Below are 23572 nucleotides of genomic sequence, written 5' to 3'. Positions count from 1 at the left end.
TATCGGACTGATCGTTGGCAACACCTCGTCACCGAACTCTTCTTTCACGAGTGCAGTGCGAGTGTTGCTATAATTTATTTATTCGATTAAATAAATTGTGTCTAGCCCATTAACACGATGATCGGGCGAGGAGAGGTGCTGCCTTCACAGCGCATAAAAGCGCCCCCGGTTCAGGCTCATCCGCGAATTATGAAAAATATGCGATTGACTAGAAAGGTTAATATTATTTATTTAATCGAATAATTTCTATGACGATGCCCCTCTGCTCCTCGAGTCTCGTGGCATCCGAAAGCCGAGCCCACGCAAGATCGGTCGGCAAGAAGACAATCAATGGGAAAGGGAGACAAGCCCGTGAACAGCACAGGAAACCCGGTCGAAACGGATGTTCTCATTGTTGGTGCCGGACCGTCCGGGGCCGCGACCTCGGCGCTTCTAGCGACCTATGGCATCGACAACATCATGATCAATAAGTACGGCGGGACCGCGCCAACGCCCCGTGCGCACATCACCAACCAGCGTACAATGGAGGTTCTGCGCGACCTGGGGCTCGAACGGCGCGCTCTGGAGTTCGCCACGCCTCAAAGACAGATGGCCGAGCATGTCTATGCGAACACGCTTGTCAGCGAAGAGCTGGGGCGTCTGCTCACTTGGTACAATCATCCGAAGTGGAAGGCCGAGCACGATCTCGCCAGCCCCTGCTCCGTCTGCGACATCCCGCAAACTGAGATGGAGCCCCTGCTCGTCCATGAGGCGGCCAACCGGGGCGCCAAAGTGCTGCTCAACACGGAATACCTCAGTCAGGAGCAGGACGAGACCGGCGTCACCGTCACACTGCGCGATCATATCAAGGGACAGGACTTCAGTGTCCGCTGCAGATACCTGGTCGCCGCGGACGGTGGGAAGTCTCAGATCGTCAAGGACATAGATCTTCCGCTCGTTGGCCGAGGCGGGCTCGGCGGCTCGATCGGCGTGTACTTCAAGGGCGACCTGTCGCGCTATGTCGAGCATCGCCAAGGCGACATGTACTGGCTGGTTCAGCCAGGCGTCGGCATGGGTGGTTACTCCATCGGCGTGTTGCGCATGGTGAAACCCTGGGACTACTGGGTCGCCACATCGGGATTCGACATCAAGGCGGGGCCGCCGGATCTTACCGACGATCTCGCACGCGACATCGCCTACCGCCTGATCGGCGACAGAGACGTGGAGATCGAGATTCTGGAAATCTCGACCTGGACCGTCAACGACATCTGTGCCACCGAGAGCATCCGGGGCCGGATTGTAGCAATGGGCGATGCCGTTCATCGGCATCCGCCAATGAACGGTCTGGGGTCGAATACCTGCATTCAGGATGCCTACAACCTCGCCTGGAAATTGGCGATGATCCTCCGCGGTCAGGCCGGTCGCGGCTTGCTGCAGTCCTATGAGGACGAGCGGGTCCCGGTGGGAGAGTACATTGTCAAGCGCGCGAACAAGAGCATGGCCGTGGTGCCGAATCTGTTGCAGTCTCTCGGCCTCGGCGGTGCGGCGGACGTCGCCGGGCTGGAGGACTGCCTCGCGTCTCTCAAGGCCCCGACGCAAGAGGCTGCGAAGAAGCGCGCCAAGGTGCGCGACGCCATCGACACCTCCATCGTGGGCTTCAATACGCTGGGAGCCGAACTCAACCAGCGCTACGATTCAACCGCAATCGTAGCGGATGGCACACCGGACCCGGGCTACACCGAAGATCCCGATTTTCACTACGAGGCGAGCACGCGGCCGGGCTGTCACCTTCCGCATGTCTGGCTTCTGCAGGGCCGCAAGAAGGTGTCCAGCTTCGATCTCTGCGGCAAAGGGAGCTTCACGCTGCTCACGGGACTTAGCGGCCAGGCTTGGGGCCCGGCGGCCGAAGAGGTTTCGAACCGGCTCGGTATCCCCATCGCAGTTCACATTATCGGCCCTGGCAAAACCTACGACGATATCTATGGCGACTTCGCACGCATGCGAGAGGTGGAGGAAGACGGTGTGCTGCTCGTACGGCCCGATCTCTTCATCGGTTGGCGGGCCCAAACCGCGAGTCAGATAGATGAGTTGCTCGAGGTCATGGGCCAGATCTTGGACAGGCCTGGCGTTGCGACTCAGGCGTCTACGGATCGGTTATCACGATCTGGCTCTCTACGATTCGCAACGTAGGACGGCAACCACCATGCGGAATGGCTATAGATCTTTCGAGTGTCGCATACTCTGTCTGCGCGTGTTCAGAACCTAGAAAATCACCTGATGTATGGCTTCAGCAAAAATTTGGACTCGGCCGACTTCGGCTGATGCCCTCAGAGCATGCAGGAATTGCCGAACCCCAAAGGCGGTCTCGATTGGCTCCTGAACAACGGCGCCCGCCGCGGAGATCCGCGGCGGGCGTTTGTGTTTGATCTGGTTGCGAGGGCGCGCAGCCGACGTGAGCAGCAGGCGCTTTTCCAAGCTGCGGCATGAGCAGACAAGCCGGTCCAGGAGATCGCCGAAGCGGTCATTGGTGACAGGCGCTCCAAGGACCGCTTCGAGCCCTCATCTGCCACTTTCTGCGGTGTCGCGAACGGCTGCGTTGCCGCACAGCTCGACCCGATTATGACTGGAAAGCGCTTCCTTGCTTTCATTCATGTCAATACGACTGGCTGGGGCAAAAGCGAAGCGCTCATGCGGATCGAAGCCCTGCCTGAAGTGGAAGAAATTCACTCCGTCACCGGGGATACCTGTATGATCCTGAAGGTCCGGATGGAAAGCACGCAAGCGATGGAAGCTTTGCTGGCGCGGCTCTACGCACTGCCCGAAGTCGTTTCGACGAAGAGCTATGTGGCCCTCTCGACCTACCTCGAACGCCCCGTGCAGGCTGGGGTCTCGGAATCTTTCAATTGAAGACTAGCGGACATTGGGCGAACGGCAGGTTTGCAGCGAATGACCGGTATGAGCCCAAGATGTCAAATGCTGCAGAACTTAGCCTTCAACGCGCCGACACTGACAAAGGAACGCCGCCGCCGCCGCCCGCACTCTGAGGTTCGGTTGCCAGGATCGAACCAGCGACGGCCTCGATATCTTTTATCGGTGGCAGCCCGAACTGCCTGCGATATTCGCGGCTGAACTGCGACGGGCTCTCATAGCCGACGGAAAATGCCGCCTGGGCGGCCGATCGTTCCTCAAAGAGCATTAGACGTCGCGCTTCCTGAAGACGAAGTCGCTTGTGATACTGCAAGGGCGACATCAGGGTCACGGACTTAAAGTGATGATGTAGAGCAGACGGCTGCAAGCGCGTCTCGTCCGTCAGTCGCGACATTTCGAATGGCTCTCGGTAGCTTTTTTTGATCATCGCGATGGCGCGCGCGATTTGCCGTCCTTGCCCTGGACCGTACACACTTCGCAGGACAGCCTCTCCGCCCGGCGCTCTGATGACTCTATACAAAAGTTCGCGCTCGTAGAGCTTTGCCAATGCAGGAATGTCGTCGGGTTTATCCAACAGTTGCACAAGGCGCGTCGCAGCATCCACAATGTCCGGTGTCGTCTCTCCCAGAAAGAGCCCCGGACCCTTCGCTGGTGTCTCTTGGTTCCATGGCATATCGACAGCGAGATCTGACAAAACCGCAGCGTCAATGCCGAAGCGGATGCAAAGATATGGTTTCGCCGGATCGGCTTTCGTGATCTGCCCAATGATTGGAAGATCGAATGATACGACGAGGTATTTAGCCGCGTCATAATCATAGATGTGATCTGCGACCATGACCCGTTTCGCGCCCTGCACCACGATACAAAGCGCCGGTTCATGAACCGCATGTAAGTCCTGGGTTTGCTGCGTACTGCGGATAAGGTTCAGCCGGGGCACAGCCGTTGCGTGGATGCCGTCCTTTTCGGCAAATCGGGCAACTAGTTTCGCGAGGCTGTCAACTGAGCCTGTCATGTTGTGGCCTTCTACTCTTACGCATATCAGATCGCTTCGTTGAAGCATCATCTAGGAACAGGTCAACGATTTTCCCAGTTCCGTGGAGAATCAGGCAATGATCTCGTTGGATCGTTCTACCGCCCTAACGTCAACGTCCACATATCAGCTGCAGAAGGCGCCCCCGGGTTGGGGCCCTGCCAGATGTCAGGAGGTTGATCATGACGAACGATCGTAAAGTGTGGTTCATAACCGGCGCGTCACGCGGCCTTGGACTGGAGATCGCAAAGGCGGCGCTGGCTGGCGGCGACCGTGTCGTGGCCACGGGGCGCAATGCCGGAGCAATCAAAAGCGCCTTGCCGGACACGAGCGACGCTCTTGCTCTGCAATTGGATGTGACCGATCCCAAGCAAGCCAAGACAGCGGTTGCAAAGGCGGTCGAACAGCTCGGGCGTATCGATATCCTGGTAAACAATGCCGGGTATGGCCAGCTCGGGGTGTTCGAGGAGATTGAGCACGACGCAATTGTTCGACAGTTCGACACCAATGTGCACGGTACTTTTCACGTCACTCGCGCTGTGCTGCCAGTCATGCGCGCGCAGAAATCCGGTCATATCTTCAACCTCTCGTCAATCGGCGGTGCGCTTGGTTTCGACATCGCATCAGTCTATTGCGCGACCAAGTTCGCGGTCGAAGGCTTTTCGGAATGCCTCGCACTCGAAGTGAAACCGTTCAGTATCGGTGTCACGATCGTGGAGCCGGGCTTCTTCCGCACAGATTTTCTCGATGAAAGCTCAATCCGGTTCTCGGACATGCCGATTGCGGATTACGCCGACTACGCCAAGACGACACAGGGCTTCTATACCTCGCAGAACCACGCTCAGGCCGGAGACCCGGCAAAGCTTGGTGCCGCGCTTGTACGTCTCTCCCGCGAAGACAAGCCACCCCTGCGCTACGCCGCCGGGTCGGACGCCTTCGAGTACCTGGGCGGAGCTTATGACGCGCGAAAGGCTGAGCTGTCGCAATGGCAGCAGCTGTCCACGTCGACGGACGGGACGGCTGCGTCTGCCGCCTGATCGCGAAAATCACCACGCAGAGAATGCGCTGTAAACCCGGCGCATTTTCTCTGACCGAACTCAATAAGGACCGACCATGACCATTCAGAAAATCACGTTCTTGGCTGTCGCTCTCACGATCGGCATGACGATGTCCAACGCGACCGCGCAGACTGTCGAAGAAAGTACCATGGCTGGAACCACCGAAGAGCGCCTTCAGCAGGGTGCCGATGTCATCCTGAAGCTCAACAACGGCGTTCCTCAGACGACGCTGGAAAACATGCGTGAGGAGTTCCCCTTCCTGGCTGATGCAACCCAAGCCTACGCGCTTGGCGATGTCTGGACCCGGCCAGGGCTTGATGACCGCACAAGGCAGATCGCTGCTGTCGCCGCCTTCGCGGCGATGGGTGAACGGGGCCTCATGAAGATCCACGCCGGCTACGCCCTGAACGTCGGCGTGACCGAGGATGAGCTGAAAGAAGTGGTTTACATGATCACTGTGCCGGCCGGCTTTCCGAAAGCAATTCTAGCCTCCCAAACCATGGCAGAGCTGTTTGTGGAGCGCCGCACGGCCGATGGCGGGTCAGACCAGTGAGAAGGCTTGGACAAGGACTATACGCAAGAGGGCTTGCCGTTGCATTAGGCGTCGTGATGAGTAGCACAACCGCACAGGGACAACTCGTCACCACCGATTTTCCACGCTCTCCGCGTCCGGAAGCCCCGACCGAACCTCAAACCCATGAGTTTGTCGGTATGTGGGTGACCGAAGACGGGCATATTCGCCACGACCTTCTCCCGAATGGGCACTACGACGAAGCACGGGGCAACCGAGAAAGCGCCTATCAGGGTCGTTATCACGTCACTGGCGATATCATCCAGTACTGGGATGATACCGGGTTCTATGCCGACGGGCAGTTCCGCGACGGGATCCTCTACCACGGTGGATACATCTTCTACCGGGAGGAGTGATGGTTTGACCGAATTCACCACAACGTCATAGAAGCAATTTAAGGAGTGGAACATGCCCCCAAACGTGATCCGCGGTGTCACACTGAGCCTGGGCATCGCTGTTTGCCTGACAGCCGCGCCTGTTCGCCCAGCCAACGCCGCAGACCAAGCTTTGATCGAGGAGACAAACCGCCAGGTCGTCCGTGACGCCTTCGAAGGCTGGGAGGCGGGTACGTTCAACGTGTTCGACTTACTTGATGAGGACGTCGTATGGACCATCACCGGCTTTGATTCGGTCGTCTCGGGAACATATCGCGGGAAAAAAGAGCTTCTCTCCCGCACTGTCGAGCCTTTCAGCGAACGCATGAGTGAAAGACTAAGTCCCACTCTGCGCGAACTCTGGGCAGATGGAGACGAAGTCCTTATACACTTCGATGGCGAAGGGCGAACGGCAGCTGGCGATGTTTATAGAAACAGCTATCTGTGGATCTTCACAATGGAGGGGGACGCGGTCACCGAAGTAACTGCGTTTCTCGACACTGCCGCCTTTGCTGCGCTCCTCGCACGTGATCCGGTAAACGCGCCAGATGAAAGGACCGACTGATAGCGGACATCACGTCGGCTAGGATCGAGGATGCCGTGGCTAGGGTCGTTTACGGCTGAGGGCAGAATGACCCCCTTCCGCGAGCTGTGCGACGGTGATCCCGCCCAGCGATTGCTCGAATTGCCGTCGCGCCGCCGCCAACGCTTCGTTAGTGGCGGCATAGGCTGACTTCGCCAGTAGACAGCTTGGATCATTATCGTCGTTACCAATTGCGAATAGCTGCGGCGAGCCGAGTGCCTCATAGATGACCAGGAGGGTGATCTGGTCCAGCGGCTTCGCCAAAGACCAGCCTCCCCCGTGACCCTTAGTCGATGTGACTATCCCGGTTTCCCGCAAACCTGACATCGTGCGCCTCACTACGGCAGCATTCGTCTGAAGCATCTGGGCGATTTGCTGGGAGGTGGCAGGCCCGTCCATCTCATCGAGATGCAAGAGCGTGTGGAGCACGCGGGAGAGCCGATTGTCCTGTCTCATTTGGGGCCTTTTTTCTTTTCACGTAACATTTGAACGCACGAAAGATTGACATCCGCCGATTCATGATACATATGATGTTACATGACTATCGTATCAAAAGCCAGTCACGGGCCCGTCACCGCCGCCAACAACCGATGGGCAGCGCTGTCCGTTCTGTTCCTCGCCAGCTTCATGAACCTGATGGATGTCAGCATCGTGAACGTGGCTCTCCCGCAAATTCAGGCAGACACTGGGGCGACCTCGACGCAGCTTGAATGGGTTGCAGCAATCTACGTGCTGGCGCTTGCGGTCGGCCTTCTGCCGTGCGGACGCTTCGGTGATGTCTTCGGGCGGCGGCGGATGTTCATCTGGGGGCTGATCGGGTTCACCCTGTCTTCCGCCGTCTGTGGTTTCGCGCCGGATGTCGTCAGCCTGATTGTGGCCCGCGCGGTGAAAGGCATCGCAGCGGCCATGATGGTACCCCAGGTCCTCGCCATCGCGCATGTGATCTTCCTGCCGGAGGAAAAGTCCCGTGTCTTCGGTCTTTTCGGCACCGTGTCCAGTCTGGCCGTTGTGGCCGGTCCAATCATCGGTGGGGCGCTGATCTCTGCAGATATTGGCGATCTCGGCTGGCGCTTGGCGTTCCTGGTCAATGTTCCGTTTGGTATCGCGGCACTGGTCGGTGCGCAGGTATTTGTTCCGGCATTGGATGCCGACATCGAGACCCAGCCCGACTGGATCGGCACGGGCCTGTTCACCATCGCCGCGGTCCTGCTTGTCTTGCCGATGATTGAAGGCCGCGCCCTTGGGTGGCCGTGGTGGTGTTTTGCCGCGATTGCCGCATCGGTTCCCGTGGCGCTTGGCTTCTTGGCTTATGAAAGAAAGTGCGGCGCGGCGGGCCTGTCGGCTCTGATGCCGCCCGGTCTTCTTGCGAACGCGCCCTACCTGCAGCGGCTCGGTCTGGTGACGCTGTTCTTCAGCGGCGTACCGGGTCTTTTCCTCGTCCTGGCTGTTTTCCTGCAATCGGGATTCGGTCTGACGGCACTGCAGAGCGGCCTCGTGACCGCGCCCTTCCCGGTCGGCGTCATGCTCGCCTCGATGACGACAGAACGGTTCGGAAACCGCTATCTGTCTCTGCGCATCGCAACAGGCGCGGCGCTGCTGGTTTTCGGCATGATCGGCCTGCAACTTGCCATCAAGTCCACGGGCGTTGAGCTGAACCCCTACGCATTCATATCGCCCCTTCTGATCTGTGGCTTTGGCATGGGGACTGCGATCATGTCGCTGTTCCAGGTCACCATGTCGAGCGTCGCGTCGCAGGATGCCGGTGCAGGCTCAGGGGCCGTGCAAGCCTTCCAGCAGATCGGTGCGGCCCTTGGCATCGCCATTGCGGGGTCGATCTTCTTCGGGCTGCTCGGTGAAGGTGGGATGGACGCCGGAACCGACATTGCGCCGCGCTTCGTGGACGCCGCCGCAACAGCCACAACCTACTCCATCGCTGTCTTTACGATTTTGACCCTGCTCGTGGGCGTATCGGCATGGAAAGCAAGAAAGGCCACGACATGACAGTCCCCCGACAGCACGATGATCCGACCACCTTCTGGGAAAGTCACTACGCGAAGATGACTAAACCCTCAGGCGGTCGTCCTTCGGCCATCCTTGTCCGCTTTGCAAAGGGCCGCACGCCCGGACGCGCTTTGGAGCTTGGCTGTGCCCGGGGTGATGATGCGATCTGGCTCGCCAAACAGGGCTGGATCGTCACCGGCGTCGATGTGGCAGAGTCCGCCCTCGTTGCGGCAAGGCGAGCGGCACAAAAGGCCGACGTCGCCAAACGCACAGCCTTTGAGCGGCATGATCTGGCCGTGTCTATTCCGGATGGGAAATTCGACCTGGCGACGGCCATGTTCCTGCACTCGCCGGGGAAGTTTGATCGGGTGTCGGCACTGCGTCGCGCTGCAAACACTGTTGCACCGGGCGGCTTGCTTTTGATCGGAGCGCACGGCTCCCGCGCGCCCTGGTCATGGTCTGACCCGGATACGGCCTACCCCACCGCCGAAGACGAAATGGCCGCTCTCGATCTCAGCCCCTTGGAATGGCGCAACCTGTTCGTTGGCCCGGTCGAACGGGTCGCGAATGGACCGGACGGTCAGACCGCCACCGTCATCGACACTGTGATTGCCGTCGAGCGGCGGTAGGACTGCCCGGTTAACGCGCTGCGCACTTACCACGTTGATGTCGTAGAGTTCGGCAAACTGCTCGGGCGAGAACGCCTCGACCGGACCGAATGCCATGTGGCCAGCATTGTGCATAACGACGTCAATGCGACCTGCCTCTGCAATGACCTTGGCGATCGCTGTGTCGACGGACCCCTGCGACTGTACGTCCAAATCGACGGCGCGCAGATCGACACCGTTCGCCTTCGAGAAGGCTTTGATCTTGTCGACCTCGGCGGCGTTGCGGCTAGCGGTGTTGCGCATCGAGGCGTAGACGGTATGGCCGGCCCTGGCGAGGGCTTCGGCGGCAAGTCGACCGAAGCCGCGCGATGCGCCGGTAATCAGAACGATCTTGCTCATGATGGACTCTCTTTCAGATATGAATGTTGGACGGCCAGGCTCAGATGACCCCGCCATTGGCACGCAGCGTCTGACCGTTGATCCAGCCGCCGTCCGAACCGGCAAGGAAAGCGACCGTTGCCGCGATATCTGCGGGTTGGCCCAGACGTTCGAGCGGTGCCAATTTAGCGAGGCGGTCGACGACTTCTTCTGGTTTGCCGTTGAGGAACAGATCAGTCGCCGTCGGTCCGGGCGCGACCGTGTTTCACGGTCGTCTCCGGCTTCGCGCCAGGCGCCGATACGGCCGCGCATCGCGCCGCCATTGCACAGGGCGGCCGAACCATCGCTGCGATCGGGACGCACATCGGGCGAGCCTACCGCAGCGGGAACGCGAGGTTGCAGGACGAGATCGCCACCAAACACCTGGTCATTCCGCAAGTTCCGGTTCTGCGCTACAAGCGGGCAGGCGCAGGGCTGGTCGGAGATCATCGATCCAAAGGAGGTCGCCGCCGTTCTGCCGACGCTCGAGCGCATCCGCAAGCATCTCGACGCGGCGCGGGACAGATGAACTCAGATGTCGACCGTCCGATGATCAGAGGGTCGTAGAGCTACACCCTGTCGGAACCCTGTGGAGCCGTCCCATCTCGAGCGGTCTGGCGGTTCGATCCCCCAATCCGGAACGACCTGCGATCGTCTGGGATCGCCAAGCAAGTCCGCCGCTCGACCGTCTCAATCCCGTTGGCTTTACCATGTCGGCAATCGTCCAGGCCGTGCAAGACCACCCGCAGCCTTACTTCGACGAGGCTGGTGGAGTTCTGCCGATTGACCATGTCTTGCGGGCGCTCGCCCGGATATCGGGCTCGGCCGGCCGCACCGTGAAAGGCGGAGGCCCCGACCGGGTTCAAGCCGTTGCGGCCGAACGGGCCGGCCCGGCCGAGTAGCTGGTCGCGAAGATTACGCCCGGGACGCCGTCGCCGGAACGGCCCGCCCAACCCGAGGGTCTTGCGCAGCTCGACGTGAGCACTTTTACTGAGCCGGCACAGGATGCGCGATATCTCGACCGCCTGCACCCCGTCGACGACCGTCACCTCGCGCTCGGCGGTTTCGCGACGGCCCGCTTCGTCGTGGCATAGCACTGAACGCCTTGCCCCGATCGCCGGCGCTATTCAAGCTCTCGGTTTCGAGCCGTCGGGGAGATGGCCGCGACGGGAGACGCCTTCGACCTTGCTCCGCTCCGACTGACGCTTTCCAGGAGTCGAAAGACCCATGCATATGAAGGTCCTCATCATCGGCGCCGGCGGCATGATCGGGCGCAAACTGAGTGAGCGCCTGGTCCGGGAGGGAAGAGTCGCGGGGCGCAGCATCGATGAGATGACTCTGGTCGACGTCACGGAACCGACCGGCATGAAACCGACTCGGGTGGAACCGACCGGACGGGGCGGCCCAACTGTAAAGCTCGTCACCCGAGCGCTCGATTTTACCGCCAAGGGGGCCGCCGTCCGTCTGATCGACGATCGCCCCGACATCATCTTCCATCTCGCGGCGATCGTCTCCGGAGAAGCGGAAAGCGATTTCGAGAAGGGCTACCGGATCAATGTCGACGGCACGCGCGATCTCTTCGAGGCGATCCGCAAGGCACAGGCGGCCGATGGCTATCGCCCGCGCGTGATTTTCGCCTCCTCCATCGCAGTCTTCGGCGCGCCCTTTCCGAGCGTCATCCCCGACAGCTTCCATTCAACGCCCTTGACGAGCTACGGCACGCAGAAGGCCATCGGCGAGCTTTTGCTGACCGACTATACCCGGCGAGGCTTCATGGATGGCATCGGCATTCGGCTGCCGACCATCGTGATCAGGCCCGGCCGTCCCAACAAGGCGGCCTCCGGCTTCTTCTCCAACATTCTGCGCGAACCGATCAACGGACAGGAGGCCGTGTTGCCGGTCTCGGAAGACGTGCGGCACTGGTTCGCCAGTCCGCGGGCCGCTGTGGAGTTCTTCGTGCATGCGGCCGGCCTGGATCCGGATGCCGTCGGTCCCCATCGCAACCTGAACATGCCGGGTCTGTCGACAACGGTGGGCGAAGAGATCGAGGCCCTGGGGCGTGTCATGGGCGCCGACGTCCCCAAACTGATCCGTCGCGAACCCGATGAGGCGATCCGGCGGATCGTGCAAAACTGGGCCACGGGCTTCGAGCCGAGCCGGGCACGCACCCTCGGCTTTCGGGCCGAGACGTCGTTCGACGAGATCATCCGCGTCTATCTCGAGGACGAGTTGGGAACCGGCGCGTAACACGAGAGCGATCCCGCTCTCTCAAACCGACGTCAAGCCGCGGTCCACGTCGCGCTCACGCTCGTTGGAGCTCCGGCCCTGCGCGCTGCCGGTTCGGCCGCCCCACGGTTTTTCAAACAAACCTGTCGATAATTCGCTGCGTGACCTTCCCGGGGCAATCTGGTAGCCCCGGAAAAACAGCAACGGACAGACTCGAGATGCCCGCAAAACAGATCAAGAAGAAACCCGCCAAGCACGGGCGCAAGCGCGAGGATATTCTGCAAGGCGCCCTGGAGCATATCTCGCGCCACGGGCTTGAGGGAACCGGCCTGAAAGAGATCGCCGCCCATCTGGGCATTACCCATCCCGCCCTCTACTACTATTTCAAATCCAAGGACCAAATCGTGTTCGAGGCGGTCCGCAAGGCCATGAAGGGGCTGATCGCCGAGCTTGAAGAGAGCCAGGCCGGTCTGCCTGAAAATCCCGAATTGCGGCTTATGGCTCTGTGCCAGGCGCATGTTCAGCACGAACTCGCGCGGGGACAGGAGGTGTCTTTTGTCAACGCGTTCATCTACGGCCCGCTGCGGAACGCCTCCTCCCTTAGCGAGGAGGACCGCGCGGAGATCACCGATCTGCAGCGCCATGTGCTCGCGCTTTACCGCGAACGCATCCAGCAGGGTCAGCAGACTGGCGATTTCATCGACGGCGATCCCACTATCCTGGCCTTTGGCGTCCTCGGTCTGGTCTCCTATTCGGTCTCCTGGTACCGCCCCGGCGGCAAGCTGACCATCGGCGCCGCCGCACGCAGCATGGCAGTGCAGGCGGTGCGCTCGGTGAAAGCACGCTTCGGTCCTGAAATAATTTGACAAGAAAGTAAAATTTCTAAAAGCTGACGGCAGCCCGACCTGAGCCGGGTCCTTTGTCAATTTTGAAAGAGCCGCACCCGTGTCCGCATCCAGCCTTGCCGTCGATTTCTCGGATCTTGCCGCACTTGAGATCGTTATCGGCCAGCCCCTTGGCATATCGCGCTGGTTCGAGATACAGCAGGACGATATCGACGCCTTCGGCATCCTGACGGAGGACCGCGACGCGATGCACATGGATCCCGAGTGGGCCGCCGAGAACAGCCCCTTCGGCGGTACGATCGCTTACGGTTTTCAGACGCTGTCGATGATGACCGCGATGGTGAACGACATCCTGCCGCGCGGCTCGCGCGAGGCCTACAAGATCAACTACGGCTTCGACCGGATCCGTCTGATGGCACCGGTGCGGGCCGGCAAACGCATTCGCGGGGCAGCGCAACTGAAGTCCCTGCGCGCCCGCGAAGACGACAGCCACATCGTCACCATTACCCTCACGGTCGAAATCGAAGGAGAGACGCGCCCGGCCGCCATCTGCGACTGGCTTTTCATCGTGGCCAATTCCGATGCGCGAGCGCGTCGCCCCGACATGCCGGTGAAGGCCGTCTGAGCCGCGCGGTATGGCCAGTGGGCTGATCGGATACGCCAGCTCCTTCTCGGTGCGCGCGGGTGGGCAGATCGGGCTCAAACTGTCGTCCGCCAGCGCGCAAAGTTGCGAACTGACGCTGCAACGGGTCCGGGGCGCGGACTGGACGAAGGCCGGCGCGGTTCCTCGGCTGGAGACCTGCGCCCATCCCGCCAGCGGCCCCTATCCCTGCCGGCACCGGCCCATTCCCGCCGGGTCGTACGGCCTGGCACCCGCGCCGCCGGGCCTTGCGAACTGCCGGGTGTTGAGCCTGGGCGCCTGGGTCTATCCCACCGCGAAACCGCCCCGGCACGCGGCGATCCTGTCCTTGGAAGGCACGGGGGAAGGCACGGGGGAAGGCACGGCGGAAAGCCGGGGAGCACCGCTCGTTCTCGGGCTGGATGACCGCGGCCACCCGGCCCTCAGATTCGGCGAGCGGCTCTGCGCCGTGTTGGAATCGCCTCTGCCCAGGGCCGCCTGGTCGATCCTGGTCTGCACGCTTGAGGGCGGAACGGTCACCTTATCGGCCCTGCTGCCCGGCGCGCGCGAGGTGACGGCCAGCGGCAGGCTGGACGCCGTTCCGGAGATCGAGCAGGTGCGCATGGCCGCGGTTTCCCGTGCGGGCCGGATCACGGATTTCTTCGACGGCAGACTGGAGTCGCCCGCGCTGGCGCAGATCGGCGGCACCCACCTGAGCAGAGCCCTGCAGGCCGGTCGCGCCGGTCTGCTCCGGCTCGGTCCGGACCGGCTGGCGGACTGGAACTTCGCCAAGGGAATCGATAGCCAGCGAATTCACGACGACGGTCCGGCACGCTGCGACGGCCGGTTGGTCAACCGGCCCGCACGCGCCGTCACCGGCGCGTTCTGGGACGGGCGGCACTTCGATTGGCCGAGCGCGCCGGACCACTACGCCGCCGTTCATTTCCATTCCGACGACCTGGACGACTGCGACTGGCCGGACGATATCACGCTGCAAATCCCGCCCGATTGGCCGCCGGGCCTCTATGCCGCGCGGGTCGAAAACACCGACGGCGCCGATCTGATTCCCTTTGCCGTACGCGCCGCCGCCGTCGGCGTCCCGCCCCGACTGGCCGTGCTGCTGCCGACCTTCACCTATCTCAGCTACGGCAACGCCCGGAACGCGATGCGCGGGCCGGACTTCGGTGTGCGGAGCTACCCGGATGAAGAGACGCTGGCCGCCCATCCGGCCCTGGGTCGCTCGCAGTACGATCTGCATGACGACCGGTCACCGAGCCTGTTCTCCTCGCCCCGCCGCCCGCTTCTGACGATGCGGTTCGGCATCCGGCCCTGGGGCCTGCCCGTCGATGCCGCGCTGCTGGGCTTTCTGGAACATCTCGATACGCCATACGATATTCTGACCGACGGCGACCTGCACGGAGAAGGCATTGCGGCCCTGCAGAACTACGCCTGCGTCCTGACCGGCAATCACCCCGAATACTACAGCGCAGAGATGCTGGACGCGCTGGAGGCCTTTACCCATCGCGGCGGTCGGCTGATGTATCTGGGGGGCAATGGATTCTACTGGCGTATCAGCGCGTGCCCGGAGACGGGGACGATCGAGGTTCGCCGAGCCGAGGACGGAACCCGCGCCTGGATCGCGGCACCCGGCGAAGGATATCACGCAATGGACGGCCGGTATGGCGGGCTGTGGCGGAGGCTGGGCCGCCCACCGAACCGGCTGGTGGATGTCGGCTTTGCGGCGCAGGGCGATTTCGACGTCTCCGGCCACTACCTGCTGCGGGACGGTGTGCGCGAGAGCGCCGCCGCCTTTGTGCTGGACGGCGTTGAGGGTCCGGCCTTCGGTACACACGGCTGGCTTGGAGGCGGTGCGGCGGGACAGGAGATCGACCGCGCCGACCCGGCGCTCGGCACGTCGTCCGACACGATCGTCCTAGCCTCCTCGACCGGGCACACGCCCGCGATGATGCGCACGATCGAAGAGATGCTCTCGACCGTCCCGCCTTTCGCCGACCCCAAGGTGCGCGCCGACGTGACCTTGCGCGCGCTGCCCGCGGGCGGCGCGGTCTTCTCGGTGGGATCGATGACCTGGATCGCCGCGTTGGATCACGACGAATGGGACAACGATATCGCGCGGATCACCGACAACGTCCTCCGCCGGTTTCTCGACCCCGCTCCCCTGACGCTGAAGGGTGCGGATGACTGAGCTCCGGACGATGGACGACTATCTGGCACACCACGCCGCCCGGACCCCCGATGCGGAGGCCGCGGTGGAGGGCGCGGCGCGGTGCAGCTACGCCGCGCTCGACGAAAAGGCGACCGCCTTGGCGCGATGGCTACGCAGCGAAGGCGTGACGAAAGGCGAGAGGGTGGCCGTGGCAGCCGCCCCGGGGCTGATTTACTACACGGCTCTGATGGCGACATCGCGGCTGGGGGCCATCTACGTGGGCGTGAACCCGCGCTACACCGAAGCGGAGATTGCCCACGTTCTGCGCCTGACCGACCCGGTCCTCGCGCTTGTCGATACCCGCAGCGATGCCGGACTGGCCGCACGGGTTGAAGCGGTGGCACCCGCTCTGCCCTGCCATGGCATTGCCTCGCTATCAGCCCTGCCGGGCGCCGATGGCGGCGCGCTGCCGTCGGAAGGCTCCGCCGACGACGTGGCGGTGATCGTTTTCACCTCAGGCTCCACCGGCAAGCCAAAAGGGGCCGCGCTGCATCATGGCGGACTGATCGACGCCGCGATCGGACAGCATCGCCTGTCCGATCTCTGGCCGGACGGAGCGCAAGCGCGCTATCTGTCGAACCTGCCCGTGAATCACGTGGGCGGCATCATGAACCTGACCCTCGCCGGTCTGGTGAGTGGGGGCGCGCTGATGTTTCAGCCGAAGTTCGACCCCGCCGCCGTACTGGAGATCTTGGCGCGCGAGAAGATCACGACCTGGCTGCAAGTCCCCGCGATGTTCACCCTCTGCGTCCGACAGGCCGAGTTCGCGGGACTGGCCCTGCCCCACCTGCGCAGTATCGGGATCGGCGGCGGCCCGGTCTCCGCCAAGACGCTTGCGGCGCTGCGCGGCCTTCATGCGGATATCTTTGTCGAATACGGGCAGACCGAAACCATGAGCACGCTCACCTGGTCGGACAAAACCGATCCGGACGAGGTGCTTCTCAACACCGTGGGTCGGTTCGATCCGCGCTTCGAGACACGCATCGCGGATGGGTCGGGCCAGCCGGTAGCGCCCGGCGCGGTGGGCGAGGTGCAGGCGCGCGGAAGCTGTACGCTGCGCTGCTATTGGAACGACGCAAAGGCCACCGGCGAAGTCTTCACCCAAGACGGCTGGCTGCACACCGGCGATCTTGCGATGCAACGCCCCGATGGCCGCGTCGTCCTGATGGGGCGGGCGCGCGAGATGATCAAGAGCGGCGGCTACAACGTCTACCCGCGCGAGGTCGAAAAGGTCCTCGAACGACATCCCGCCGTGGCCGAAGTGGTTGTCTTCGGTGCACCGGACGAGGTCTATGGCGAAAGGGTCGAAGCGGCGATCGAGCTGCGCCAGACCAACGCCAGGCCCGATCCCGCCGAGTTGGAGACGCATTGCCGCGCCGTGCTGGCCGGCTACAAGCTGCCGCGTCGGTTCCATTTGCGCGATGGGCTGCCCCGCCTGCCCAATGGCAAGATCGACCGCAACGCCGTACGCAGGGCGCCGCGGTGAGTCGCCGTGTCCCGCCCGGCAGTGTCTTTCGCGACAAGCTTGCCTTTTCCCGCGCAATGCGCGTGGGCGACCTGGTGCAGGTCTCGGCCACGGGGCCAACCGATTCCGAGGGTGCGTTGGTGGCGTCCGGCGCCTACGCGCAGACACGGGACGTGTTCCGCCAGATCGAGGAGGCGTTGCAGGCGCTGGGCCTCGCGCTGAAGGATGTCACGCGCCTGCGTATCTATCTGCGCGACTACGGGCAACTGGACGAAATTCTGCGCGCGCAGCATCCGCTCTTCGATGCCCACCCTCCGGCTTGTTCGGTGATCTGCGTCGCCGGGTTTCACATCGAGGGGATGCATGTCTATATCGAGGCGGAAGCCGCTACCGCGAGGCGCGGCTCAGATGATCCAGCAGCAGAGCGGTGACCGCCTCGGCGGCCTCGACATTGGGTTGATGGCCCACGTTCCTCAGAATATGCAGTTCGGCGCCCGGAACGCCCTGGGCGATCACCTTGGCTTTCTCCGGCCCGTTCGCGCCATCCTCCTCGCCGACGAACACAGTGGTGGGGCAGCGCACATGTGCCAGCATATGCCGGATATCGACGCGCCTTAGGATCGGGGCGGCAGCGCGTTGCACCGCAGGACCGTCGTTCTCCACGATCAAGGACCGCTCACGCGCATAGGCTTCCGCGTGTTCGGGCGCCTCGCGAAACCGGCACCCGTAGAGTATCGGCGCAACCCGGTCCAGAACGCTGGCCGGATCGCGGGCGTAGTCGGCCAGCAGCGTTTCATAACGCCGCAGCTTTTCGAGCGGTTCGGCCTCCGCCGAGGCACCGCCCACCGCCAGCGACAAGATGCGATTGGGATTTTGCGCGGCGTTGCGCAACCCCGTCACCCCGCCCACCGACATGCCGACCCAGTGAAAACGGTCCAGATGCAGCGCGTCGGCCAGCGCCATCACATCGCGGGCCAGATTGTCCACATCGTAACCCCCGAGCGGTTTGGCGCTGCGTCCCATGCCGCGCCAATCCACCGTGATGCAGCGATAGCCGCCCTTCAATCCGGCAACCTGCGCAGCGTACATCCGGCCGGAGAAGAACAGCGCGTGCGTGAAAACAACGGGCGGGCCGTCGCCGCCACTGTCTTCGACAAAAAGCCGCGTCCCGTTGATCTCCATCAGACTCATCGCTGTCTTCCCCTGGCTCAGGCTTTAAACGCGCGAGAGACCAGACGCTTTTTGACATTACTGTTCATCTTTTCGCGCCGACCGCTGCGCACTCAGCGCGGCATGAGAACGGCTCCGGACATCCCCGGCATCGCTCCGCATTTTCTGGAAACAAGAATTTGACAAACTATTAAAATTATGTCCAGCTTTTCGACAGGAAACGCCAAACGTAATGGGGAGGGGGAAGATATGAGATCCGCTGGAATAGCCGCCGCACTCTGCGTCGCCGCCACAGCCGCCACCACAACCACTGTCGCCGCCGAAGTGCCCGAGATGACCTTCAATGTCGTCGGCACCTGGTCGACCGGCGCGATGTTCAAGGAACATGAGGAGCCGATGTTCGAGACGCTGCTGCCCGAAATGACGGGCGGCAAGCTGAATGGCGAAGTGACCGCCATGACGGAACTGGGGCTGAAGGGCTTTGAAACGGTCAAGCTGCTGCAAAGCAACGTCTATGACGCCGGGTTCATGGCGCTGGCCTATATCGCCTCGGGCGATCCCGTGTTCGAGGGCATCGACCTTGCCCTTGCCCCGGCCAACACGGACGAGGCACGCGCGCTGGTCACCGCCTACGAGCCGGTGGTCAGCCGGGCGATGGAGGACATCCACGGTGTCAAATACCTGATCAGCTACCCCTTCCCCGCGCAGGTTTTGGTCTGCACCGAGCCTTTCGAGACCCTGGCCGACCTCCAGGGACGCAAGATCCGCGTCTACTCGACCACACTGGGCGACCTGGCCGAGGGGTTGGGGGGCGTTTCGGTCTCGATCCCGCTCTCCGAAGTGCCCACCGCCCTTCAGCGCGGCGTCATCGACTGCGGCATCTCCAGCGGCGTGAGCATGTATGCGGCCAAGTGGCAGGATGTGGTGGGCTACCTTTACGAAACACCGGTCTCGGCCGGGATCGCCGCAGTCGGTATGAACATGGCCAAATGGGACGCCCTCGGCGAAGCGGGCCAAGCCGCGATGATGGAAACGGCAACGGCTTTCGCCGAAAAGGCCTGGGCGGCGCTTAAGGAAACCGAACAACAGGGGATCGCCTGTCTGACCGGCACCGTGATCGATGGCGGTCAACCCTGCCGCTATGGCGAGCCTGCGGATATGACGCTGGTGCGCGACAGCGCCGTTAACACCGAAATCCGCGAGGCGGTGCTGCGGGACTTCGTGCTCAAACGCTACGCCGAGCGCTGCGGGCCCGACTGCACGGCGCTGTGGAACGAGACGGCCGGTACCGTAATCGGGATCGAGGCGCAGCCGTGATTCTTGGCAGGTTTGCCGACCTGATCGAGTTGGGGTCGAGAAGTCTCGTCTGGCTGTCCGGCATCGCTCTGATCGCCATGGCCTTCTTGATCACGCTCGAAGCGCTGTTACGCAAATTCGCCGGAGTCTCTTTAGGCTCAGTCGACGAAATCGTCACCTATGTCTTTGCCGCCTCGGCCACCTGTTCGTTCGGCTATACGCTCTTTCAGCGCGCCCATATCCGGATCGAGATCATCCGCAATCTTCTGCCCGCACCGCTACGCACAGCCATGGATCTGCTGGCTTGGGCCGCCTTTACCGCAGTGTTCAGCGTCATCGCCTGGTACGCGGTCAATCTCGCCATCGCCTCCTATGCCAGCGGCGCTCGATCGGTCACCGTTCTGCGCGTGCCCATGGTCTGGCCGCAAGGCATCTGGGCGATCGGATTGACCTTCACGGCGGTCGCCGGACTGGCGGTGGGTCTGCGTGCCTATGCGCGCCGATCGATGCAGCCGCTGACTCCGGCCAACGATGTCGAGATCGAGCTGTCTTCCGTTGAAAAGCATCCATCATGATCGCCAGCACGATTCTTCTGCTGCTCGGCATTCTGGCGCTGTCGGTCTCGGTCACCGCTGGTTTGGCGCTTCTCGCCGCGCTGCTGACGACCTTTTATACCCCGGTCCCGCTGGAGCGCATGATCGGGGAAATCGCCTGGCAATCTATGGCCTCGGAATCGCTGGTGGCGATCCCCTTTTTCATTCTTCTGGGCGAGATCCTGTTGCGGTCCGGCATCGCGGAGCGAATGTACGCCGCCTTGGTCGAGTGGCTGTCCTGGCTGCCGGGCGGCACGATGCACGCCAACATCGGCTCTTGCTCGCTCTTTGCGGCCTCGTCCGGTTCCTCGGTGGCCACGGCGGCCACCATCGGCACCGTGGCGGTCCCCGAGATCGAGAGACGCGGCTACAGCGAGCGGCTGTTTCTGGGGACGCTGGCCGCCGGCGGGACGCTCGGCATTCTGATCCCGCCATCGGTGGCGTTGATCATCTATGGCGTACTGACCGAAACCTCGATCCCGCGGCTTTACCTGGCCGGCATGATCCCCGGCATCGTTCTGGCATTGCTTTTCATGGGCTTCATCGCCGCCTACACCCTGCTCGTCCCCGCCGCGGGCGGGCATAAGGTCAGCACCTCCTGGCAGCGGCGCTGGCGGGTGCTGCCCGACCTGGCGCCGCCACTCTTCATCTTCGCGGTCGTGGTGCTGACCATCTACGCGGGCATCGCCACACCGACCGAGGCGGCCGCTTTCGGCGTGGTAGCCGCGTTGGGACTGGCGCTGCTGCGCCGCAAACTGTCGATCACCATGCTCCGCGAAGCGATCGAAGGCACCATGCGCACCACCGCGATGGTGGTGGCGATCATCCTGACGGCCTTGCTCCTGAATTTCGTGCTGACCTTCCTGGGCATCTCCAAGGCGATCACCGACAGCGTGATCGACCTCGACATGGGGCCCGTCGCCTTCATGCTGATGATCGTGGCCTTCTATCTGGTACTGGGCTGTTTCATGGAGGGCTTCTCCATCGTGCTGATCACGGTGCCGATCATCGTGCCGCTGGTGGTGGCGATGGGCTACGACCCGATCTGGTTCGGCATCGTTCTGACGCTGCTGCTGGAGGCAGCCCTGATCACGCCGCCCATCGGCGTGAACCTCTATGTCGTTCAGGGAGTGCGCAAGGGTGGCAGCATCATGGACGTCATCGTCGGTGCCACACCGTTCGTCGCGATCATCTTCCTCATGATCCTGCTCCTGATGGCCTTCCCGCAGGTGGCACTGTGGCTGCCCGAAACCGTTTTCGCCAAATAGGGACCGCCATGAAACCCTTTGGATTTCTCGCTTATCCCGGCGTCGAAGAGCTGGACCTGGTCGGTCCCTGGGAAATGGCCACGATGTGGCGCGATTACGCGGACGGCCCCGATTGCGTCGTCGTGGCCGCCCAGCCGGGCGCGGTGCCCTGTGCCAAGGGGCTCAGCCTGGTCGCCCAGCATGGCTTCGACGATGCGCCCGCGCTCTCGGCGCTGTTGATCCCCGGTGGCTTTGCCGCCTTCGACGTAATGAAAGACGCCGCCACGCTCGACTATGTGCGACGGGTATCGGAACAGGCCGACCACATGCTCTCGGTCTGTTCGGGAGCCTTCATCCTGGCGGCGGCAGGTCTGCTGGAGGGCAAACGCGCCACCACCCATTGGAAAGCGATCGTCCCGCTGCGCGAGGCCGGCATCGATGTGGTCGAAGAGCGCTTCGTGCGGGACGGCTCGGTCTGGACCTCGGCCGGCGTCAGCGCCGGGATCGACCTGATTCTGCATTTCATCGCCGAAACCCAAGGGGCCGAAGCGGCCGATATCGTACAGCACAACGCCGAGTATTATCCCGTTACACCGCCCTACGGCGATCTGCACAAGGGCGAGGGGAAACCGGCCTATATGCAACGCTTGTGATGGCTGCCTTGGCGGAGAGAGTCCGGGCCGAGGCCGATCGGTTTCAAGCCGCCGGCTCCGCCTTTCCTCAGATCTCGGTCGCCGACTTCGCGGCCGCCCAATGTGCCCGCTTTTCCGAGCGCACCGCGATCGAGGTGATCGAAACAGGCGAGATGCTCAGCTATGCCGCGCTGTGGCAGCTGGTATCGGCAGCGGCGGGTGCGCTGGCGGCGCACGGTGTCGCGCCGGGCGACCGCGTGGCGATCCAGATGCCGAATGGCTGGGAGTACCCCGTCCTGTGGCTGGCGCTGGCGCAGATCGGCGCGGTGCATGTGCCAATCAACACCCGCTATACGGCCGAAGAGACGGCCTACGTACTGACCGACAGCGGCGCGCGCCTGATGATCGCCGCCGCATCTTTTGTCGCAACCGCGCGGGAAGCCGTACGGGCAGCACCCCAGGCGCCGACACTGCAGGAAGCCGAAGCCTTCTTCGCCGGGCTGCGGGATGCGCCGCCGCCGCCGAACCATCGCGCTGCGCCCGACGACTTGCTGAACATCCAATATACCTCGGGCACCACCGGGATGCCCAAGGGCTGCATGCTCAGTCACGACTACTGGCTGGTGTTGGCCCGCAGTGCCGCGCTTTGGGACGCGGTTCCGGCGCGGCGCCTTCTCAGCGCGCAGCCGTACTTTTATATGGATCCTCAATGGATCACGCTGAAGACTCTGCTCAATGGAGCAACCTTGGTGATCGGGCCGGGCCTTTCGGCGAGCCGCTTTCTGGGCTGGCTGCTGGATCACCGCATCGACTGGTGCATGTTCCCGATCCTGATGGCCCGCCAGCCCCGCAGCGGACGTGAAAGAGACACGCAGCTCAAGCAGGTGGCGACCTTCGGATGGGATGCCGAAACCTGCGCCCGCTTTCATGCCGATTACGGCGCGCTCGCCCGCGAAGGCTTTGGCATGACCGAGATCGGGCTTGGCACCGCCATGCCCGCCAGCCTCGAGGACATGCGCGAAAGCGCGAGCACCGCGAGCACCGGGATCGCCGGGCCATGCCGGGAAACCTCCGTCCGGGGGCCGGACGGCGAGATTCTGGCACCGGGACGCGAAGGCGAACTCTGGGTGCGCGGCCGCTCGATCTTCAAGGGGTACTGGAACCGCCCCGAAGCCACGGCCGAAGCCTGTCCGGGTGATGGCTGGTTTCGCACCGGAGACATCTTCGTCAAGAATGCGCAGGGCTTTCATTGGATCACCGGCCGGATCAAGGACATGATCCGCCGCTCCTCCGAAAACATCGCCGCCCGCGAAGTGGAGGCGGCTCTCTGTACCCTGCCCGGTTTGGTCGAGGCTGCGGCCCTCGCCGAACCGGACGATCTGCGCGGCGAGGAAGTTCTCGCGGTGCTACAACACAGCGACGGAGTGCCATCGCAAGATACGGCCGAAGGCTTGATCGCGACTCTGCGCTCCGGTCTCGAGCCTCACCTCGCGGTCTTCAAGCGTCCGCGCTACTGGGCCTTCGTCGCCGACTACCCCCGCACGCCCTCCAACAAGGTCAAGAAGGCCGAGTTGCGTGCGCAGATCGCCGGCCGGCCGGCTTACGACTCGGCCAGCGAAAGCTGGACTACGCTGCCCTGACAGGTCTCCGGCGGGGAGAGCTGCCTCATACCCCCGACCCGCTTTCCAGACCGGTCGTCAGGC

24 protein-coding genes and 1 pseudogene are annotated in these 23572 nt (G+C 62.7%); 21 read left to right on the top strand and 4 right to left on the bottom strand.

Annotated elements, in window-relative coordinates:
- The first annotated feature begins 351 nt into the window (after positions 1-351).
- Both DBZ32_RS17305 and DBZ32_RS17300 read left to right on the top strand, forming a co-directional pair.
- Positions 352-2169, top strand: coding sequence for an FAD-dependent oxidoreductase (locus tag DBZ32_RS17305; RefSeq protein WP_208539286.1), 1818 nt, complete (start codon positions 352-354; stop codon positions 2167-2169).
- Positions 2170-2598: 429 nt separating this feature from the next.
- Positions 2599-2886: an Lrp/AsnC ligand binding domain-containing protein gene (locus DBZ32_RS17300; RefSeq protein WP_119168501.1), complete on the top strand. Its 288-nt coding sequence runs from the start codon at positions 2599-2601 to the stop codon at positions 2884-2886.
- A gap of 85 nt (positions 2887-2971) precedes the next feature.
- Here DBZ32_RS17300 and DBZ32_RS17295 read toward each other — a convergent pair whose 3' ends face one another.
- A complete protein-coding gene (locus DBZ32_RS17295; RefSeq protein WP_119168500.1) occupies positions 2972-3919 on the bottom strand; it encodes an AraC family transcriptional regulator in 948 nt (315 codons plus the stop codon).
- A 200-nt stretch (positions 3920-4119) separates the two neighbouring features.
- Here DBZ32_RS17295 and DBZ32_RS17290 point away from each other — a divergent pair, with 200 nt between their 5' ends.
- The 4 genes from DBZ32_RS17290 to DBZ32_RS17275 all read left to right on the top strand — a co-directional run bounded on the left by DBZ32_RS17290 (position 4120) and on the right by DBZ32_RS17275 (position 6505).
- Entirely contained in the window at positions 4120-4974 is an 855-nt protein-coding gene (locus DBZ32_RS17290; protein ID WP_119168499.1) for an oxidoreductase, read from the top strand.
- A gap of 76 nt (positions 4975-5050) precedes the next feature.
- A complete protein-coding gene (locus tag DBZ32_RS17285) occupies positions 5051-5548 on the top strand; it encodes a carboxymuconolactone decarboxylase family protein (protein WP_119168498.1) in 498 nt (165 codons plus the stop codon).
- Positions 5549-5604: 56 nt separating this feature from the next.
- Positions 5605-5922, top strand: a complete 318-nt coding sequence (locus tag DBZ32_RS17280; protein WP_119168497.1) for an Atu4866 domain-containing protein — start codon at positions 5605-5607, stop codon at positions 5920-5922.
- A 52-nt stretch (positions 5923-5974) separates the two neighbouring features.
- The gene (locus tag DBZ32_RS17275; protein WP_119168496.1) at positions 5975-6505 is read left to right on the top strand and encodes a nuclear transport factor 2 family protein; all 531 of its coding nucleotides are present in this window, start codon (positions 5975-5977) and stop codon (positions 6503-6505) included.
- Positions 6506-6544: 39 nt separating this feature from the next.
- On the opposite strand, the gene DBZ32_RS17270 is transcribed toward DBZ32_RS17275, so the two are convergent.
- Positions 6545-6979 carry an Rrf2 family transcriptional regulator gene (locus DBZ32_RS17270; RefSeq protein ID WP_119168495.1) on the bottom strand — a complete coding sequence of 145 codons (435 nt, stop codon included), beginning with the start codon at positions 6977-6979 and terminating at the stop codon, positions 6545-6547.
- Positions 6980-7060: 81 nt separating this feature from the next.
- Here DBZ32_RS17270 and DBZ32_RS17265 point away from each other — a divergent pair, with 81 nt between their 5' ends.
- Both DBZ32_RS17265 and DBZ32_RS22885 read left to right on the top strand, forming a co-directional pair.
- Positions 7061-8524, top strand: coding sequence for an MFS transporter (locus DBZ32_RS17265; protein ID WP_119168494.1), 1464 nt, complete (start codon positions 7061-7063; stop codon positions 8522-8524).
- Positions 8497-8949, top strand: a pseudogene (locus tag DBZ32_RS22885) (class I SAM-dependent methyltransferase); the annotation flags it as partial. The gene DBZ32_RS17265 and the pseudogene DBZ32_RS22885, both read left to right, overlap by 28 nt.
- 27 nt (positions 8950-8976) lie before the next feature.
- Here DBZ32_RS22885 and DBZ32_RS17255 read toward each other — a convergent pair.
- Complete coding sequence (locus DBZ32_RS17255; RefSeq protein ID WP_208539311.1) at positions 8977-9531, bottom strand: SDR family NAD(P)-dependent oxidoreductase; 555 nt, start codon at positions 9529-9531, stop codon at positions 8977-8979.
- A gap of 300 nt (positions 9532-9831) precedes the next feature.
- On the opposite strand from DBZ32_RS17255, the gene DBZ32_RS22880 reads away from it, so the two are divergent.
- The 8 genes from DBZ32_RS22880 to DBZ32_RS17210 all read left to right on the top strand — a co-directional run bounded on the left by DBZ32_RS22880 (position 9832) and on the right by DBZ32_RS17210 (position 17362).
- On the top strand, positions 9832-10116 hold the full coding sequence (locus tag DBZ32_RS22880) for a hypothetical protein (RefSeq protein WP_407923507.1): 285 nt from the start codon (positions 9832-9834) through the stop codon (positions 10114-10116).
- A gap of 143 nt (positions 10117-10259) precedes the next feature.
- The gene (locus tag DBZ32_RS22175; protein ID WP_162906815.1) at positions 10260-10451 is read left to right on the top strand and encodes a hypothetical protein; all 192 of its coding nucleotides are present in this window, start codon (positions 10260-10262) and stop codon (positions 10449-10451) included.
- A gap of 325 nt (positions 10452-10776) precedes the next feature.
- Positions 10777-11796 (top strand): D-erythronate dehydrogenase, encoded by a 1020-nt coding sequence (gene denD / locus DBZ32_RS17235; protein WP_235830250.1) that lies wholly within the window; start codon positions 10777-10779, stop codon positions 11794-11796.
- Between the two features lie 197 nt (positions 11797-11993).
- A complete protein-coding gene (locus tag DBZ32_RS17230; RefSeq protein ID WP_119168491.1) occupies positions 11994-12641 on the top strand; it encodes a TetR/AcrR family transcriptional regulator in 648 nt (215 codons plus the stop codon).
- A 79-nt stretch (positions 12642-12720) separates the two neighbouring features.
- Positions 12721-13245: a MaoC family dehydratase gene (locus DBZ32_RS17225; protein ID WP_119168490.1), complete on the top strand. Its 525-nt coding sequence runs from the start codon at positions 12721-12723 to the stop codon at positions 13243-13245.
- Positions 13246-13255: 10 nt separating this feature from the next.
- The gene (locus DBZ32_RS17220) at positions 13256-15445 is read left to right on the top strand and encodes a N,N-dimethylformamidase beta subunit family domain-containing protein (RefSeq protein ID WP_119168489.1); all 2190 of its coding nucleotides are present in this window, start codon (positions 13256-13258) and stop codon (positions 15443-15445) included.
- On the top strand, positions 15438-16952 hold the full coding sequence (locus DBZ32_RS17215) for a class I adenylate-forming enzyme family protein (RefSeq protein ID WP_119168488.1): 1515 nt from the start codon (positions 15438-15440) through the stop codon (positions 16950-16952). Before DBZ32_RS17220 ends, DBZ32_RS17215 begins: the two co-directional genes overlap by 8 nt.
- Positions 16949-17362 (top strand): Rid family hydrolase, encoded by a 414-nt coding sequence (locus tag DBZ32_RS17210; RefSeq protein ID WP_119168487.1) that lies wholly within the window; start codon positions 16949-16951, stop codon positions 17360-17362. The genes DBZ32_RS17215 and DBZ32_RS17210 overlap by 4 nt, the downstream gene beginning before the upstream one ends.
- On the opposite strand, the gene DBZ32_RS17205 is transcribed toward DBZ32_RS17210, so the two are convergent.
- Positions 17319-18113: an alpha/beta fold hydrolase gene (locus DBZ32_RS17205; RefSeq protein ID WP_162906814.1), complete on the bottom strand. Its 795-nt coding sequence runs from the start codon at positions 18111-18113 to the stop codon at positions 17319-17321. The two genes, DBZ32_RS17210 and DBZ32_RS17205, sit on opposite strands and share 44 nt — an antisense overlap.
- 237 nt (positions 18114-18350) lie before the next feature.
- On the opposite strand from DBZ32_RS17205, the gene DBZ32_RS17200 reads away from it, so the two are divergent.
- From DBZ32_RS17200 to DBZ32_RS17180, 5 genes are read left to right on the top strand one after another with little or no spacing between them, the layout of a single operon-like run.
- On the top strand, positions 18351-19418 hold the full coding sequence (locus DBZ32_RS17200) for a TRAP transporter substrate-binding protein (RefSeq protein WP_162906813.1): 1068 nt from the start codon (positions 18351-18353) through the stop codon (positions 19416-19418).
- Entirely contained in the window at positions 19415-19972 is a 558-nt protein-coding gene (locus DBZ32_RS17195; RefSeq protein ID WP_119168484.1) for a TRAP transporter small permease subunit, read from the top strand. Before DBZ32_RS17200 ends, DBZ32_RS17195 begins: the two co-directional genes overlap by 4 nt.
- Complete coding sequence (locus tag DBZ32_RS17190) at positions 19969-21258, top strand: TRAP transporter large permease (protein WP_119168483.1); 1290 nt, start codon at positions 19969-19971, stop codon at positions 21256-21258. The genes DBZ32_RS17195 and DBZ32_RS17190 overlap by 4 nt, the downstream gene beginning before the upstream one ends.
- Positions 21259-21266: 8 nt before the next feature.
- Complete coding sequence (locus tag DBZ32_RS17185) at positions 21267-21890, top strand: DJ-1/PfpI family protein (protein ID WP_119168482.1); 624 nt, start codon at positions 21267-21269, stop codon at positions 21888-21890.
- 8 nt (positions 21891-21898) lie between these two features.
- The gene (locus tag DBZ32_RS17180) at positions 21899-23509 is read left to right on the top strand and encodes a class I adenylate-forming enzyme family protein (protein WP_208539285.1); all 1611 of its coding nucleotides are present in this window, start codon (positions 21899-21901) and stop codon (positions 23507-23509) included.
- Positions 23510-23572 lie beyond the last annotated feature (63 nt).

The sequence above is a fragment of the Algihabitans albus genome (assembly GCF_003572205.1).
Taxonomy (GTDB): domain Bacteria; phylum Pseudomonadota; class Alphaproteobacteria; order Kiloniellales; family DSM-21159; genus Algihabitans; species Algihabitans albus.
This window is presented reverse-complemented; position numbering and strand designations above follow the sequence as displayed.